Annotated in this window: 12 protein-coding genes; 10 read left to right on the top strand and 2 right to left on the bottom strand. The window is 72.1% G+C overall.

Annotated features, from left to right (window positions below; genetic code table 11):
• Positions 1–3 precede the first annotated feature (3 nt).
• On the bottom strand, positions 4–456 hold the full coding sequence (locus ACFYZ3_RS27360) for a metallopeptidase family protein (protein ID WP_063628643.1): 453 nt from the start codon (positions 454–456) through the stop codon (positions 4–6).
• 294 nt (positions 457–750) lie between these two features.
• On the opposite strand from ACFYZ3_RS27360, the gene ACFYZ3_RS27355 reads away from it, so the two are divergent.
• The 9 genes from ACFYZ3_RS27355 (at position 751) to ACFYZ3_RS27315 (ending at position 10,823) form a co-directional block, all read left to right on the top strand.
• Positions 751–1,173: a DUF3499 domain-containing protein gene (locus tag ACFYZ3_RS27355; RefSeq protein ID WP_388522838.1), complete on the top strand. Its 423-nt coding sequence runs from the start codon at positions 751–753 to the stop codon at positions 1,171–1,173.
• Positions 1,174–1,331: 158 nt separating this feature from the next.
• The gene (locus ACFYZ3_RS27350) at positions 1,332–2,948 is read left to right on the top strand and encodes an L-lactate permease (RefSeq protein WP_388523286.1); all 1,617 of its coding nucleotides are present in this window, start codon (positions 1,332–1,334) and stop codon (positions 2,946–2,948) included.
• An 80-nt stretch (positions 2,949–3,028) separates the two neighbouring features.
• Positions 3,029–4,393 (top strand): phosphomannomutase/phosphoglucomutase, encoded by a 1,365-nt coding sequence (locus tag ACFYZ3_RS27345; protein WP_388522835.1) that lies wholly within the window; start codon positions 3,029–3,031, stop codon positions 4,391–4,393.
• A gap of 221 nt (positions 4,394–4,614) precedes the next feature.
• Positions 4,615–4,785, top strand: a complete 171-nt coding sequence (locus ACFYZ3_RS27340) for a Trm112 family protein (RefSeq protein WP_007450268.1) — start codon at positions 4,615–4,617, stop codon at positions 4,783–4,785.
• Between the two features lie 95 nt (positions 4,786–4,880).
• A complete protein-coding gene (locus ACFYZ3_RS27335) occupies positions 4,881–6,008 on the top strand; it encodes an SIS domain-containing protein (RefSeq protein WP_388522831.1) in 1,128 nt (375 codons plus the stop codon).
• A gap of 50 nt (positions 6,009–6,058) precedes the next feature.
• Positions 6,059–7,210 carry a mannose-6-phosphate isomerase, class I gene (gene manA, locus ACFYZ3_RS27330; protein WP_388522828.1) on the top strand — a complete coding sequence of 384 codons (1,152 nt, stop codon included), beginning with the start codon at positions 6,059–6,061 and terminating at the stop codon, positions 7,208–7,210.
• A 169-nt stretch (positions 7,211–7,379) separates the two neighbouring features.
• Positions 7,380–8,360, top strand: coding sequence for a cation diffusion facilitator family transporter (locus ACFYZ3_RS27325; RefSeq protein ID WP_388522825.1), 981 nt, complete (start codon positions 7,380–7,382; stop codon positions 8,358–8,360).
• Positions 8,361–8,640: 280 nt separating this feature from the next.
• Complete coding sequence (gene ahcY / locus ACFYZ3_RS27320; RefSeq protein WP_388522821.1) at positions 8,641–10,098, top strand: adenosylhomocysteinase; 1,458 nt, start codon at positions 8,641–8,643, stop codon at positions 10,096–10,098.
• A 110-nt stretch (positions 10,099–10,208) separates the two neighbouring features.
• Positions 10,209–10,823, top strand: coding sequence for a hypothetical protein (locus ACFYZ3_RS27315; protein WP_388522819.1), 615 nt, complete (start codon positions 10,209–10,211; stop codon positions 10,821–10,823).
• A gap of 20 nt (positions 10,824–10,843) precedes the next feature.
• Here ACFYZ3_RS27315 and ACFYZ3_RS27310 read toward each other — a convergent pair whose 3' ends face one another.
• Complete coding sequence (locus ACFYZ3_RS27310; RefSeq protein WP_388522816.1) at positions 10,844–11,785, bottom strand: RDD family protein; 942 nt, start codon at positions 11,783–11,785, stop codon at positions 10,844–10,846.
• Between the two features lie 126 nt (positions 11,786–11,911).
• Here ACFYZ3_RS27310 and ACFYZ3_RS27305 point away from each other — a divergent pair, with 126 nt between their 5' ends.
• Positions 11,912–12,919 carry a stage II sporulation protein M gene (locus ACFYZ3_RS27305; RefSeq protein WP_388522813.1) on the top strand — a complete coding sequence of 336 codons (1,008 nt, stop codon included), beginning with the start codon at positions 11,912–11,914 and terminating at the stop codon, positions 12,917–12,919.
• Positions 12,920–13,253 lie beyond the last annotated feature (334 nt).

The raw sequence follows: 13,253 nt of genomic DNA, 5'->3' as shown, positions 1-13,253 counted from the left end.
CGCTCAGTCCTCCCCGTACCGCGGGTCCACCGTCTCCGGCGTCAGTCCGAGCAGCTCCGCGACCTGCTCGACGACGACCTCGTGCACCAGCAGCGCCCGCTCGTCCCGCCCCTTGGTCCGGATCTCCACCGGTCGCCGGTAGACGACCACCCGCCCCCGCCGCCCGTCCCGCGAGGGCACCATGCCCCCGAGCGGGACCGCCTCGTCGTTCCACGCCTCCCCGGCCTCGGCCGGGCGCGGCACGTCGAGGACGAGGAAGTCGATGTCGGCGAGCTGCGGCCAGCGCCGCTCCAGGCGCTCCACGGAGTCCTGCACCAGGTCCGCGAACACCTCGCCGCGGCTCGCCGCGAGCGGCACCTGCGGGGGTGCGACCGGGCCGCGCATGCCCCGACCGTGGCGATCACGACGGCGGGGTCCTGGGCGGCCGGCATCACGGGGCGTCACGGGGTTGTCCATCACTGGTGAAGGGTAGTCCCCGCCGAGGCCGCGTGCCCGACCGCACGCGCACCGCGGGCGGCGTGGCGGCGACCCGCTCCGCTTGTCGCCGGATGACCATTCCAGCCAAGGTTGGGCTCAATTCCGTATCTCTCCGCGACCGCGGAACTCAAGGCAAATGTCGTTGTTTGTATCGGGTCGTGACCGCTTCCCGGGCTGCGCAGGATCCCGGGGGCCGGGGTCCGCCCAGGTCAAAGGGGACTGTTCGGAAGGGCCCGTAGCACGTTTCACGCCACGACACGGGGGTGTGACCCGGTGGAGAGTCGTCGCGGCCCGCTCAAGAGTGCGGTACCGTCCAACATCGTGAGCCCTGTACGTCGCTGTTCGCGCACCGCCTGCGGCCGTCCCGCCGTCGCGACGCTGACGTACGTCTACGCCGACTCGACCGCGGTCCTCGGCCCGCTCGCCACCTACGCCGAACCCCACTGCTACGACCTGTGCGCCGAGCACTCCGAGCGCCTCACCGCCCCGCGCGGCTGGGAGGTCGTCCGCCTGCTCGACGGATCCGCCCCGGCCCGCCCCAGCGGCGACGACCTGGAAGCGCTTGCCAACGCGGTGCGCGAGGCGGCCCGGCCCCAGGAACGGGCGGCCGAGGCGGGCGGCAGCGCCCGGACGGCCGACCCGATGGAGGTCGCGCGCCGCGGCCACCTGCGCGTGCTGCGTTCGCCGGACAACTGAGCCCCGTTCACCCCGTTCAGGGGACCCGCACCTTTCACTCGTAGTGGCCTCGGTCACATCCGTTGCTGCACACCCATTGACGCCCCGTTGTCGCGGACACGACCATTCCGGAAGCCGCGAGAAATCGCTTTCGCATGGCGGAATCCGGGGAGGCGTCCGTGTACGTGCAGGAACTGGAACCCGTCGCCGGTTCGCTCGGCCTGTCCGCCCTGGTGGCGGCCCTGCCACTGGTGATCGTCCTCGTGCTGCTGGGCGGCGTCCGCATGAAGGCGCACCTGGCGGGCCTCATCGGCCTCCTGGCCGCCGTACTGGTCGCCTGGCTCGCCTACGGCATGCCGCTCGACCAGACGGCCTCCAGCGCCGTCCAGGGGGCGGTTTTCGGCCTCTTCCCCATCCTGTGGATCGTCGTGAACGCCCTGTGGGTCTACCGGATGACCGTCCGCACCCGGCACTTCGACATCCTGCGCCGCTCCTTCGGCCGCCTCTCCGACGACCCCCGCATCCAGGCCCTCGTCGTCGCCTTCTGCTTCGGCGCCCTCCTGGAGGCCCTCGCCGGGTTCGGGGCGCCCGTCGCGATCTGCTCGGTCATGCTCGTCGCCCTCGGCTTCGACCCCGTACGCGCCGCCGTGGTCTCGCTGGTCGCCAACACCGCGCCGGTCGCCTTCGGGGCGATGGGCACCCCGGTGGTGACGCTGGCCCAGGTCACCGGGCTGCCGCTGGACGACGTCGCCTCCGTGGTGGGCCGCCAGACGCCCCTGCTGGCCCTCGTCGTGCCGCTGCTCCTGGTCGCCCTGGTGGACGGGCGGCGCGGACTGCGCGAGACCTGGATCCCCGCGCTGGCCTGCGGGGTCGCCTTCGCCGTCGCCCAGTTCGTCGCCTCCAACTACGTCTCCGCCCAACTCGCCGACATCGCCGCCGCCCTGATCGGCGCCGGTGCGCTGGTGGCCGTACCGCACTCCCGCCGGCCCGCCGCCGAGCCCGTACGGGCGTCCGTACTGACCGGCGAGCGCAGCGAGGAACTGGACGAGCGGGACTCCGCCCGTGAGGTCGTGCGGGCGTACGCGCCGTACGCGCTGATCGTCGCCGTGTTCTCGGTGGCGCAGATCCCGGCGGTCAAGGACTGGCTGGCCAAGGCCACGCAGTCCTACGACTGGCCGTTCCTGGACGTGCTCGACCCCGAGGGCAAGCCGGTCGGCGGCAACGTGTTCTCCTGGCCGATCGTCTCCACCGGCGGCACGCTCGTGCTCTTCGCCGGACTGGCCACGGCCGTCGTCCTCGGCGTGCACGCGCGCGTGGCGGTCAAGGAGTGGCTCGCGACCGTGCACGAACTGCGGTTCGCGATCCTCACCGTCACCTCGGTCCTCGCCCTCGCCTACGTCATGAACCTCTCCGGGCAGGCCGCCACCATCGGCCACTTCGTCGCCGCGGCCGGTGCCGGACTCGCCTTCCTCTCCCCGGTCCTCGGCTGGTTCGGCGTCGCCGTCTCCGGCTCCGACACCTCCGCCAACGCGCTCTTCGGCGCCCTCCAGGTGACCGCCGCGCGGGAGTCCGGCCTCTCGCCCGAGCTGCTGGCCGCCGCCAACAGCTCCGGCGGCGTCCTCGGCAAGATGATCTCCCCGCAGAACCTCACCATCGCCTGTGCCGCCGTCGGGCTCGCGGGCCGCGAGGGCGACCTGCTGCGCAAGGTGCTGCCCTGGAGCCTCGGCCTCCTGCTGGTCATGTGCCTGATCGTGGTCGGGCAGTCCACGGCGGCCCTGGGCTGGATGCTGCCCTGACCTGAGGGAACCTTCCGGGCGGCCCGCCGGTCCCTACGGGTAGTTTGTGGGCTCCGACAGGACTTTCAGGAAGGTTGGCCGTGGCTGCTGATCTGTCGCAGATCGTGAAGGCGTACGACGTGCGCGGTGTCGTCCCGGACCAGTGGGACGAGTCGCTGGCCGAGCTGTTCGGCGCGGCCTTCGTCGAGCTGACCGGCGCGGGCGCCATCGTGGTCGGCCACGACATGCGGCCCTCGTCCCCGGGCCTGTCCGACGCCTTCGCGCGCGGAGCGGCGGCCCGCGGCGCCGACGTGACCGGGATCGGCCTGTGCTCCACCGACCAGCTGTACTACGCCTCCGGCGCCCTCGGCCTGCCGGGCGCCATGTTCACGGCCTCGCACAACCCCGCGCGCTACAACGGCATCAAGCTGTGCCGAGCGGGCGCCGCCCCGGTCGGCCAGGACACCGGCCTCGCCGAGATCCGCGCCCTGGTGGAACGCTGGAGCGAGGTGGGCGCCCCGGAACCGTCCGCCCGCCCCGGCACGGTCACCCGGCGCGACACCCTGGCCGACTACGCCGCCCACCTGCGCTCGCTCGTCGACCTCACCACCATCCGCCCCCTCAAGGTCGTCGTCGACGCGGGCAACGGCATGGGCGGCCACACCGTCCCCACGGTCTTCGCCGGCCTGCCCCTCGACCTGGTGCCGATGTACTTCGAACTGGACGGCACCTTCCCCAACCACGAGGCCAACCCCCTCGACCCGGCCAACCTCGTCGACCTCCAGCAGCGCGTCCGCGAGGAGGGCGCCGACCTCGGCCTCGCCTTCGACGGCGACGCCGACCGCTGCTTCGTCGTCGACCAGGACGGCGCCCCCGTCTCCCCGTCCGCCGTCACCGCCCTCGTGGCCGCCCGCGAACTGGCCCGCAACGGCGGCAAGGGCACGGTCATCCACAACCTGATCACCTCCTGGTCCGTCCCGGAGGTCGTACGGGAGAACGGCGGCACACCGGAACGCACGCGCGTGGGCCACTCCTTCATCAAGGCCGAGATGGCCAGGACCGGCGCCATCTTCGGCGGCGAGCACTCCGCGCACTACTACTTCCGGGACTTCTGGAACGCCGACACCGGCATGCTGGCCGCCCTCCACGTCCTCGCCGCCCTCGGCGAGCAGGACCGCCCGCTGTCCGCCCTGGTCGCCGCCTACGACCGCTACACCGGCTCCGGTGAGATCAACTCCACCGTCGACGACCAGCAGGCCCGCCTCACCGCGATCCGGGCCGCCTACGAGGGCCGCGACGACGTCACCGTGGACGACCTCGACGGCCTCACCGTCACGTCGGCCGACTGGTGGTTCAACGTCCGCCCGTCCAACACCGAGCCACTGCTCCGCCTCAACGCGGAGGCCCGCGACGAGGCAACGATGACGAAGGTCCGGGACGAGGCACTGGCGATCATCCGGGCCTAGCCGCCGCGACGGGCAGTCGCGCCGCCCCACCCCGCCGCCGCTGCGGGCAGTCGTGCCTCCCCCAGTGCCTGAACGGCCTGGGAGGTACCCCCAGGCGGCACGGGTGGGCGCAGCGGCACCCGGCAGGCGCCGGTCCGCGAGACCCACCCCGGGGTCCCGGGACCGGCGGTACCCTGACCAGCACATCCACACACGCCCCATCGCCCCCGAAGGGAACCCCCATGCCGCTCGAAGCCGGCCTCCTGGAGATCCTCGCCTGCCCCGCCTGCCACGCCCCCCTCAAGGAGCAGGACGCGGAGCTGATCTGCACCGGCCAGGACTGCGGCCTGGCATACCCGGTGCGCGACGGCATCCCCGTCCTCCTCGTCGACGAGGCCCGCCGCCCCGAGTGACCGCCGGCCGGCGACCGGCAACCCGGCGACGACCCCGCACACCCGCACACCCCGCGCACTCGAACGAACGCCCCGGCGATCGGAGACCTGCCGCCATGCTCGACGAATCGCTCCTCGACGCCCCGGAGCGCCTCACCGAGGCCGACCGTCGCGGCCTGCTCCGCGGCGCCGCCGAGGCAGGCGCCCGCGTCCGCACCGCCGCCCGGCACGCCGCCGAAGCCGGCGTCGGCAACCTCAAGCCGGACGGCCGCCCCCGCGCCGTACTGATCGCGGGGCCCGGCGCCGCCGCCACCCACGCCGCCGACCTCCTCGGCACCCTCGCAGGGGCGGGCAGCCCCGTCACCCGCCTCGCCCCCACCGGCGTGGCCCCGGCCGCGGGCGCCCTGCGCTGGGAACTGCCCGGCTGGGCCGGTTCCGTGGACCTCCTGCTGATCGCCACCCCCGACGGCGCCGAGCCGGGCCTGTCCCTCCTCGCCGAGCAGGCCTACCGCCGGGGTTGCACGGTCGTCGCCGTCGCCCCCGCCCGCTCCCCGCTCAACGATGCGGTGAGCGCCTCGCGCGGCCTGTTCATCCCGATGGCGACCGCCCCCTACGACCACGACGAGCCGCTCGCCGGTTCCGCCCCGGGCGTCCTGTGGGCACTGCTCACGCCGCTCCTGGCCCTGCTGGACCGCACCGGCCTGCTCGAGGCGCCGCCCGAGGCCATCGACAAGGTCGCCGACCGCCTCGACCGGGTCGCCGAACGCTGCGGGCCCGCCATCGTGACCTACAGCAACCCCGCCAAGACCCTGGCGTCCGAGCTGGCCGAGTCCCTCCCCGTCGTCTGGACCGAGGGCACCTCCGCCGGACCCGCGGGCCGCCGCTTCGCGGCCGCCCTCGCCGAACTGTCCGGCACCCCCGCGGTCGTCGCCGACCTGCCCGAGGCGCTCGCGGCGCACAGCGCCCTGCTCGCCGGCCGACTCGCCGCGGGCGCCGACCCCGACGACTTCTTCCGCGACCGTGTCGAGGAACCGGCCGCCCTGCACGCGCGCGTGGTGCTGCTGCGCGACCGCCCCACCGGCGGCCTCACCGCCGCCCCCAACGCACGTGACCTGGCCCTCGGCCACGACACGCCGATCAGCGAGCTGGAACCGGAAGAGGGCGGCGAACTCGAGACCCTCGCCGAACTGATCGCCATCACGGATTTCGCCGCCGTTTACCTGGCGCTCGCCTCGGGAGCCTGACCCCGGCGCACCATCGCCCACGCACCCGCACGCACCGGCAGAGAGAGCCCATGGACCGCCTCGACAACACCGTCCGCCCCTACGCCTGGGGTTCCACCACCGCGATCCCGACCCTGCTCGGGACCGAGCCGACCGGCGAACCGCAGGCGGAGATGTGGATGGGCGCCCACCCCGGCGCCCCCTCCCGCACCGGCCGGGGCACCCTCGCCGAGGTCGTCGACGCCGACCCCGAGAAGGAACTGGGCGCCGCCTCCGTGGCCAGGTTCGGCCCCCGGCTGCCCTTCCTCCTCAAGCTCCTCGCCGCCGGTGCCCCGCTCTCCCTCCAGGTCCACCCCGACCTCGCCCAGGCCAGGGCCGGTTACGAGGACGAGGAGCGCCGTGGCGTCCCCCTGGACGCCCCGCACCGCAACTACAAGGACGCCAACCACAAGCCCGAACTGGTCTGCGCCCTCACCGACTTCGACGGCCTGTGCGGCTTCCGCGCCCCGGCCGAGACGGCCGACCTGCTCGACGGCCTCGGCGTCGCCTCCCTCAAGCCGTACGTCGACCTGCTGCGCGCCCAGCCCGAGGACGCCGCCCTGCGCGAGGTACTCACCGCGATCCTCACCGCCGACCCCGAGGACATGTCCCACACCGTCACCGAGACCGCGGCCGCCTGCGACCGCCTCGGCGGCGCCTACCGGCCCTACGCCGACATCGCCCACCACTACCCCGGCGACCCCGGCGTCCTCGCCGCGATGCTCCTCAACCACGTCCGGCTCCAGCCCGGCGAGGCCCTGTACCTCGGCGCCGGCATCCCGCACGCCTACCTGAACGGCCTGGGCGTCGAGATCATGGCCAACTCCGACAACGTCCTGCGCTGCGGCCTCACCCCCAAGCACGTCGACGTCCCCGAACTCCTGCGCATCGTCCGCTTCGAGGCGGGCGACCCCGGCATCCTGCGCCCGGAGGCCTCCCCCGACGGCGAAGAGGTCTACGACACCCCGATCGACGAGTTCCGCCTGTCCCGCTACGTCCTGCCCGAAGGCTCCGGCGCCCACGACCTCACCCTGCCCACGCCGCAGATCCTGCTCTGCACGGCGGGCACCGTAGGAGCGGGCGAACACGAACTGACCCCCGGCCGCTCCGTCTTCGTCCCGGCGTACGAAAAGGCCGAAGTGTCCGGAACCGGCACGCTCTTCCGGGCCACCGTGCGCGTCTGACCCGCGCCCGACGGGGCATCCGGCACGTCGGGGCCCGCACGGGCTGCAACAATGGCGCACCGCAAAGGAGGGGCAAAGCCGGTACTCACCGGCCGCGCCCCACCGGCGCACGGCCGCAGCCGAATCAGACGCAGTCGAAGCAGACGCAGGCGAAGGGACAACGCGACACATGAGCGCGTCAGGCGGAACCAGGGCGATCGTGGCGGCACTGCTCGCCAACCTCTCGATCGCGGTAGCGAAATTCGTGGCGTTCCTCTTCAGCGGATCGTCGTCGATGCTCGCCGAGTCCGTGCACTCCCTCGCCGACTCCGGCAACCAGGGCCTGCTGCTCCTGGGCGGCAAGCGCGCCCAGCGCGAGGCCACCCCGCAACACCCCTTCGGCTTCGGCCGCGAGCGCTACATCTACGCCTTCCTCGTCTCCATCGTGCTCTTCTCGGTCGGCGGCATGTTCGCCCTCTACGAGGGCTACGAGAAGATCAAGCACCCGCACGAACTGGAGCACTGGTACTGGCCGGTGGGCGTCCTGGTCTTCGCGATCATCGCCGAGGGCTTCTCCTTCCGGACCGCCATCAAGGAGTCCAACCCCCTGCGCGGCAAGAAGTCCTGGAAGGAATTCGTCCGCCACGCCAAGGCACCGGAGCTGCCGGTCGTCCTGCTGGAGGACCTCGGCGCCCTCGTCGGCCTGATCCTCGCCCTCGGCGGCGTCGGCCTCGCCCTGCTCACCGGCGACGGCGTCTGGGACGGCATCGGCACCCTGTGCATCGGCATCCTGCTCATCCTGATCGCGCTGGTCCTCGCCGCCGAGACCAAGTCCCTGCTGCTCGGCGAGGCCGCCGGCGTCGAAGTGGTCCAGCAGATCGAGGCAGCGGTCGTGGCCGGCGACACCGTCACCGGCATCATCCACATGCGCACCCTCCACCTCGGCCCCGAGGAACTGCTCGTCGCCGCCAAGATCGCCGTCCGGCACGACGGCACGGCCACCGAGATCGCCTCCGCGATCGACGCCGCCGAGTCCCGTATCCGCGAGGCCGTTCCGATCGCCCGCGTCATCTACCTGGAACCGGACATCTACAGCGAGTCCGAGGCCGCCAAGGGCCCCGACCCCGAGGCGACCCCCGGCGGCCCGACCACGTCGCCCGCCACCCACTGACCGCCCGCCCGCGACCGCCATCACCCCGCGTGAACGTCCGGAAGTGTTCGGAGGCGGACTGGGGACGGCGGGCGCCCGCGGTGTAGCTTGGGACGGAGCCAGACGTCGCTGCTGATGGCGGTCGGGCGGTCCAGGACGGACCGGCCGAGGGAGAGAGGGCCTCCGACGGACTGCGCTGCGCGTACGCGGGCATGCCTGTGTCCTCTTCTGGGCACCCCTGTGTCCGCCGCCGCGCAGGTCAGCCGTACCCACCTCGACCCAACCCGAGGAGCAGCCCGTAATGACGACTGTCGACAACCGACAGGACTTCAAGGTCGCCGACCTCTCCCTGGCCGCGTTCGGCCGCAAGGAGATCACCCTCGCCGAGCACGAGATGCCGGGCCTCATGGCGATCCGCAAGGAGTACGCCGAGGCCCAGCCGCTCGCCGGCGCCCGCGTCACCGGCTCTCTGCACATGACCGTGCAGACCGCCGTGCTCATCGAGACCCTGGTCGCCCTCGGCGCCGAGGTCCGCTGGGCCTCCTGCAACATCTTCTCCACCCAGGACCACGCGGCCGCCGCCATCGCCGTCGGCCCGAACGGCACGCCCGACAACCCGCAGGGCGTCCCGGTCTTCGCCTGGAAGGGCGAGAGCCTGGAGGAGTACTGGTGGTGCACGGAGCAGGCGCTGACCTGGCCGAACACCCCCACCGGCGGCCCGAACATGATCCTGGACGACGGCGGTGACGCCACCCTCCTCGTCCACAAGGGCGTCGAGTATGAGAAGGACGGCAAGGTCCCCTCGGTCGACACCGCCGAGTCCGACGAGCACCGCGTCATCCTCGAACTCCTCACCCGCACGGTCGGCGAGAGCCCGCAGAAGTGGACCCAGCTGGCGTCCGAGATCCGCGGCGTCACCGAGGAGACCACGACCGGCGTCCACCGCCTGTACGAGATGCACCGCGACGGCACCCTGCTGTTCCCGGCGATCAACGTCAACGACGCGGTCACCAAGTCGAAGTTCGACAACAAGTACGGCTGCCGCCACTCCCTGATCGACGGCATCAACCGCGCCACCGACGTCCTGATCGGCGGCAAGACCGCCGTCGTCTGCGGCTACGGCGACGTCGGCAAGGGCTGCGCGGAGTCCCTGCGCGGCCAGGGCGCCCGCGTGATCATCACCGAGATCGACCCGATCTGCGCCCTGCAGGCGGCGATGGACGGCTTCCAGGTCACCACGCTGGACGAGGTCGTCGACAAGGCCGACATCTTCGTCACCACGACCGGCAACAAGGACATCATCATGGCCTCGGACATGGCCAAGATGAAGCACCAGGCCATCGTCGGCAACATCGGCCACTTCGACAACGAGATCGACATGGCCGGCCTCGCCCAGACCCCCGGCATCGTCAAGGACGAGGTCAAGCCGCAGGTCCACACCTGGACCTACCCCGACGGCAAGGTACTCATCGTCCTCTCCGAGGGCCGCCTGCTGAACCTGGGCAACGCCACCGGTCACCCGTCGTTCGTGATGTCCAACTCCTTCGCGGACCAGACCCTGGCCCAGATCGAGCTGTTCACCAAGCCCGACGAGTACCCGACCGACGTCTACGTGCTGCCCAAGCACCTGGACGAGAAGGTCGCCCGGCTCCACCTCGACTCCCTCGGCGTCAAGCTGACCACGCTCCGCCCGGAGCAGGCCGACTACATCGGCGTCAAGGTCGAGGGCCCCTACAAGGCGGACCACTACCGCTACTGAGTCACCGGTTCCTCCGAGGCAGGCCCCCGCACCCCCGTGCCGGGGGCCTGCCCCATTGGCGCCGCGGCCGCGTCAGCGGCCGGACCAGCCCGTCACCACCCAGGACACCCATGCCCCGCGGCCGTTATTCGCTCCACGATCCGCACGACCACACCCCCCTCGCAGAAGAACACTTCCAATGCGCACCCGGCCCCTCCGGCTGGCGCTACGTCTCCCGGCTGACCACCCCCACCGGGGACCACTACGGCTCTGTCGACCTCGCCCTCGACGAACTCGGCCGCCCCATCCGCCTCGAACTGCACGCCGCCGACTGGCAGGTCCGCGGAGCCGCCATCGACGGCGTCACCTGGGTCCGGACCGACCCCACCGGAATCCACGCCACCGAAGGCAATGCGCGCGCCCACGCCTTCACCGGCACCTCTCCGGCCTTCCTCGTCGCCGTCACCCGTCTTCTGCGCCTCACCCCCTCGGAATCAGCCACCCGCGTACGCCTCGTCGCCCTCACCGACCCGGTCCTCGCCCCCCGCACCCTGGACCAGTCCTGGGCCTTGCTGAACAGAGAAGCACACGCCACTGACAACGGCCCCCTCACCGTGGACGAATACCAGGTCACAGCCCTGGACACGGGCGAGCAGCACGCCGTGCACATCGCCGGCGACGTCGTGCTCGCGGCCCCCGGGATCGAGCTGGAGGACCTGGAGACACCACCGTCCGTGTTCCCGTGAGCGGCCCCGTCCGGCCCTGCCTACGCCGGCGGTACGAACCCGGTTCCCGAGCGGCGGTCGGGCGGTACGTCCCGCGGCACCTCAGGGCGGCCCCCCGGTGACGTAGCGGGAGGCTGTGCGGTCGGCGGAGCAAGCGGCGGGGGAGGCGGGGCAGCGGGAGCAGGAGCGGTCGGTGCCACCGGCACCGACGCGGCAGCCCCGTCAGCCGCCTGAGCGCCGCCGAACGCCCGCCGGGCCTCCCGAGCCTGCCGTTCCTGCAGCACCGCCGCCAGATACGCGGGCGGCGGCACCTCCGGCGGCACCGGAGCCCCCGTACGCGCCGCCACGTCGGCGGCGAGCCGCTCGGCCATGGCCCAGCCGACCCGCGGATCCAGCTGACCCATCCGCGCCAGGTACTGACGGACGGCAAGCCACAGATCATCGGGCACCGCGGACAGGTCGAGCCCCGAGAACCGCCCCGCCAGCCAGGGTGGAGGCGGCGGCATGAAGCCCGCCGACGAGAACGGCACCCGCTCCCGCACGACGAGGGTGCCGGCGAACACGTCGCCGAGCCGCCGTCCCCGCGCCGACACCAGCGAGGCGACGCAAGCGATGACGCCGAGCGTCATGAGGATCTCGATCACCCCGATCAAGCCCCGCACCAACGAGTGCCGGAACCGGATCGGCCCGCCGTCGTCCCGCACCACCCGCAGCCCGCACGCCATCTTCCCGAGCGACCGCCCGTGGCTCAGCGTCTCGACGGCGATCGGCCCGCCCACCAGCACGAGGACGAAGGTCGCGATCGACAGCGCGGTCTGCGCCGCCACATCCAAGGACGCGGTGGCCGCCATCAGCGCGACGGTCACCGCCACGTAGACGGCCACGGCCACCGCCAGATCGAGCAGGACGGCCAGTGCCCTGCTGGGCAGCCTCGCGGGGCGCAGCTCCAGCGCCACGGCCTCGCCCGTCACCAGCTCGCTCACGCCCGCCGTCCTTCCCCTGACTGCCCCCGTCCCCGCCAGTCTGCCAAGCTGAGGACGCACCGCGCCGCAGTACGACAAGCTGATCCACGACGAGCCGCCGACGATAGCCGAGGAGCAGGCACACCGATGGACCTCGACGTCTTCGTCTCCGCCCACCGCGCGGAGTGGGACCGCCTCGACGCCCTCCTCCGGCGCCGGCGCCGTCTGACCGGTCCGGAGACGGACGAACTCGTCGCCCTCTACCAGCGCACGGCCACCCACCTGTCCCTGATCCAGTCCAGCGCGCCCGATCCCCAGCTGACCGGACGTCTCAGCCAACTGGTGGCCCGCGCGCGCAGTGTCGTGACAGGCACCCGACGCGCCTCCTGGCGCGACGTCACGCGGTTCCTGACCCAGCAGTTCCCGGCGGCCGTCTACCGCGCCCGCCACTGGTGGGTCCCCACCGCCCTCCTGTCGACCGCCGTCGCGGCCCTCCTGGGCTGGTGGATCGGCACCCACCCGGAGGTGCAGTCCACCATCGCCGCCCCGAGCGAACTGCGCGAGCTCACCCGCCCGGGCGGTCAGTACGAGACGTACTACTCGAGCAACCCGGCGGCCTCGTTCGCGGCACAGGTGTGGACGAACAACGCCTGGGCCGCCGCGCTCTGCCTCATCCTGGGCGTCTTCCTGGGACTGCCCGTCCTCTGGATCCTCTTCCAGAACATGCTCAACCTCGGTGTCGGCTTCGGTCTGATGTCGTCGGCCGGCCGCCTCGACACCTTCCTCGGCCTGGTCCTCCCGCACGGTCTGCTCGAACTGACAGCGGTGTTCGTCGCCGCGGGCACCGGTCTGCGCCTGGGCTGGACCCTGATCGACCCGGGCCCACGTACCCGGCGCATCGCCCTCGCCGAGGAGGGCCGGGCCGCCATCGGCATGGCGGTCGGCCTCGCCCTCGTCCTCTTCGTGTCCGGCGCCATCGAAGGTTTCGTCACCCCGTCCGGCCTGCCCACCTGGGCCCGCATCGCCATCGGCGTCGTCGCCGAGCTGGCCTTCCTGTCCTACGTCTACGTTCTGGGCGGCCGTGCCGTACGCGCCGGCGACACGGGTGACGTCGAACCCGCTGAACGCAGCGCCACGGTGCCCACGGCCGCCTGATGTGCATCCACCCCTGACGAGCTGCTACTGTCCTCTTCGTTCCCGCAAGAGCCGTTGACACGGAGCGAGCGGGGAGGTAGATTCGAACAGTTGCCTGGAGACGGGTTCACCCCAGAGGGCAACAGTGAACATCTACGAGCTTCTCCGAATCAACGAATTCGACGAAGCACTCTCCCGATGAATCGGAAACGAAGGCCGGTAAGACCGGCCTGAAAGTTCTGATAAAGTCGGAACCGCCGGAAAGGGAAACGCGAAAGCGGGAACCTGGAAAGCACCGAGGAAATCGGATCGGAAAGATCTGATAGAGTCGGAAACGCAAGACCGAAGGGAAGCG

Source organism: Streptomyces sp. NPDC001599 (assembly GCF_042893535.1).
Classification (GTDB): Bacteria; Actinomycetota; Actinomycetes; order Streptomycetales; family Streptomycetaceae; genus Streptomyces.
The sequence above is the reverse complement of the archived record's forward strand: the minus strand, read 5'-3'. Positions and strand labels throughout refer to the sequence as shown.

What these genes read in the sequence shown, in the direction of transcription:
- ACFYZ3_RS27360 (WP_063628643.1), bottom strand. Translation starts at nt 456, where the DNA reads ATGGACAACCCCGTGACGCCCCGTGATGCCGGCCGCCCAGGACCCCGC.
- ACFYZ3_RS27340 (WP_007450268.1), top strand. Translation starts at nt 4,615, where the DNA reads ATGCCGCTCGAAGCCGGCCTCCTGGAGATCCTCGCCTGCCCCGCCTGC.
- ACFYZ3_RS27335 (WP_388522831.1), top strand. Translation starts at nt 4,881, where the DNA reads ATGCTCGACGAATCGCTCCTCGACGCCCCGGAGCGCCTCACCGAGGCC.
- manA (WP_388522828.1), top strand. Translation starts at nt 6,059, where the DNA reads ATGGACCGCCTCGACAACACCGTCCGCCCCTACGCCTGGGGTTCCACC.
- ACFYZ3_RS27325 (WP_388522825.1), top strand. Translation starts at nt 7,380, where the DNA reads ATGAGCGCGTCAGGCGGAACCAGGGCGATCGTGGCGGCACTGCTCGCC.
- ahcY (WP_388522821.1), top strand. Translation starts at nt 8,641, where the DNA reads ATGACGACTGTCGACAACCGACAGGACTTCAAGGTCGCCGACCTCTCC.
- ACFYZ3_RS27315 (WP_388522819.1), top strand. Translation starts at nt 10,209, where the DNA reads ATGCCCCGCGGCCGTTATTCGCTCCACGATCCGCACGACCACACCCCC.
- ACFYZ3_RS27305 (WP_388522813.1), top strand. Translation starts at nt 11,912, where the DNA reads ATGGACCTCGACGTCTTCGTCTCCGCCCACCGCGCGGAGTGGGACCGC.